Origin of the sequence: Azohydromonas aeria (genome assembly GCF_009760915.1) — a bacterium.
In the GTDB taxonomy this organism is placed as follows: Bacteria; Pseudomonadota; Gammaproteobacteria; order Burkholderiales; family Burkholderiaceae_C; genus Azohydromonas; species Azohydromonas aeria.
Genome location: NZ_VIDQ01000198.1, coordinates 1 through 1,423 on the forward strand (window position 1 = coordinate 1; position 1,423 = coordinate 1,423).

The following is a 1,423-nucleotide window of genomic DNA, read 5'->3' on the forward strand; positions in this document are numbered from 1 at the left end:
GCCGCGCCGCGCACCACGCGCGCGCAGAGCATGGACGTGCTCTCGTCGCAGGCCAACATCGCCGGCTACAAGGCCGTGATCATCGCGGCCGACCGGTACCAGAAGTTCTTTCCCATGCTCATGACCGCCGCCGGCACCGTGAAGGCCGCGCGCGTGGTGATCCTGGGCGTGGGCGTGGCGGGGCTGCAGGCCATTGCCACGGCCAAGCGGCTGGGCGCGGTCATCGAGGCCTCCGACGTGCGCCCGTCCGTGAAGGAGCAGGTCGAATCGCTGGGCGCCAAGTTCATCGACGTGCCCTACGAAACCGCGGAAGAGAAGGAAGCGGCCGAAGGCGTGGGCGGCTACGCGCGGCCGATGCCTGAGAGCTGGCTGGCGCGCCAGCGGGCCGAGGTCGCCAAGCGCGTGGCGCTGGCCGACGTGGTGATCTCCACGGCGCTGATCCCGGGCCGCCCGGCGCCGAAGCTCGTCTCCGCGGAGATGGTGCAGTCGATGAAGCCGGGCTCGGTGATCGTGGACCTGGCCGCGGCCAATGGCGGCAACTGCGCGCTGACCGTGCCCGGACAAACGGTGCAGGAGCATGGCGTGACGATCGTGGGCGAGACCAACCTGCCCGCGCTCGTGGCGGCCGACGCCAGCGCGCTGTACGCGCGCAACGTGCTGGACTTCCTGAAGCTGGTGCTGCCGAAGGACGCCACGGCCGTGAGCGTGCCGATGGACGACGACATCGTGGCCGCGTGCCTGATGACGCAGGACGGTCAGGTCAAGAGGAGCTGAAGGCCATGGAAGTCTCACCCACCATCATCAATCTCATCATCTTCGTGCTGGCGATCTACGTGGGCTACCACGTGGTGTGGACCGTCACGCCGGCGCTGCACACGCCGCTGATGGCCGTCACCAACGCCATCTCGGCCATCGTCATCGTGGGCGCGATGCTCGCGGCCGCGCTGACCGAGACGAACCTGGGCAAGACCATGGGCGTGCTGGCCGTGGCGCTGGCCGCGGTCAACGTCTTCGGCGGCTTCCTGGTCACGCGCCGGATGCTGGAGATGTTCCGCAAGAAGGAAAAGAAGGCGCCCGCGGCTGATGGCGCGGCCAAGCAACTGAGTTCGGAGGCCTCGCGATGAGCATGAACCTCGTGACGCTGCTGTACCTGGTGGCCAGCGTCTGCTTCATCCAGGCCTTGAAGGGCCTGAGCCACCCGACCACGTCGATCCGCGGCAACGTCTTCGGCATGACGGGCATGGGCATCGCGGTGGTCACCACCGCGGCGCTGATCCTCAAGCTGGCCGAGGACCTCGGCACCGCCGGCGCTTCCGGCCTGGTGTGGGTGCTCATCGGGCTGCTGGCCGGCGGCACCGCCGGCACCATCATGGCCAAGCGGGTGCAGATGACGAAGATGCCCGAGCTGGTGGCCTTCATGCAC

General features: G+C 68.5%; 3 protein-coding genes. All 3 read left to right on the plus strand.

What is annotated here, in order from left to right; translation table 11 throughout:
• On the plus strand, positions 1–774 hold a 774-nt coding region (locus FJ694_RS36475), incomplete at its 5' end, for a Rossmann-fold NAD(P)-binding domain-containing protein (RefSeq protein ID WP_157272397.1).
• Positions 775–779: 5 nt separating this feature from the next.
• Positions 780–1,124, plus strand: coding sequence for an NAD(P) transhydrogenase subunit alpha part 2 (locus FJ694_RS36480; RefSeq protein WP_157272398.1), 345 nt, complete (start codon positions 780–782; stop codon positions 1,122–1,124).
• Positions 1,121–1,423, plus strand: a 303-nt coding sequence (locus FJ694_RS36485; RefSeq protein WP_198321196.1) for an NAD(P)(+) transhydrogenase (Re/Si-specific) subunit beta, incomplete at its 3' end; no start/stop codon positions are given. The genes FJ694_RS36480 and FJ694_RS36485, both read left to right, overlap by 4 nt.